General features: G+C 59.6%; 1 protein-coding gene. It reads right to left on the bottom strand.

Going from position 1 to position 799, the window contains the following annotated elements; translation table 11 throughout:
• Positions 1-17: 17 nt before the first annotated feature.
• Positions 18-799 (bottom strand): IS5 family transposase (locus AD949_RS00050; protein WP_061504587.1); only part of this gene is annotated, 782 nt, incomplete at its 5' end.

Here is a 799-nt window from a genome sequence, read left to right as displayed (position 1 = left end):
AGAGCCTGTTTGAAAAGTCACGGATGAGCGTTTCTGCGGATGAGATTGGCCCCCATTGCGACGAGGATCATGGCGTTTGAGACATCGATGCGTCGCTCGTAATCGCGCACAAGGCGTCGCCACCGGGTCATCCAGCCAAACGTCCGCTCGACGACCCAGCGGCGGGGCAGAACCTCGAAGCCTTTGGCCCCGTCACGGCGGCGGATGATCTCGACAACGAACTCCAGATAAGCCGCCTTGTCCATCAGTTGGTGGCGGTCATAGGCGCCATCGGCAAACAGGTGCTTCACCCAGGGCCATCGTTTACGGATCGCATCCAGGATCATCTGTGCGCCTGCGCTGTCGGAGATGTCGGCTGGTGTCAGGTTGACCATCAGCAGGCGCCCGTCCGTATCTACGGCGATATGCCGTTTGCGTCCGACCACTTTCTTGCCAGCGTCATAACCCCTTGTTTTCGCGTGAGGAGCCTTGATGCTCTGGCTGTCGATCACTCCAGCCGAAGGGCTGGCTTCACGACCCATCCGCTCCCGATCAAGCATCAATTCAACATCGTGGATCGTCTGAAACAGGAAACGCCGCGCCAGTTCCCGGAACCAGCCATAGACCGTTCGCCAATGCCCGAAATGGATCGGCAGCATCCGCCAGCCACAGCCCGAGCGGACCAAATACCGTACCGCGTTGATCACTTCGCGGAATTCAATCTCTCGTGGACGTCCCATGCGCCCAGGCTCAGGCATCAGTGGCGCGATCCGCGCCCATTCCTCATCCGTCATGTCAGACGGATAGCGCTTCGTCTTGC

The sequence above is a fragment of the Acetobacter orleanensis genome (genome assembly GCF_001581005.1).
In the GTDB taxonomy this organism is placed as follows: domain Bacteria; phylum Pseudomonadota; class Alphaproteobacteria; order Acetobacterales; family Acetobacteraceae; genus Acetobacter; species Acetobacter orleanensis.
The sequence above is the reverse complement of the archived record's forward strand: the minus strand, read 5'-3'. Positions and strand labels throughout refer to the sequence as shown.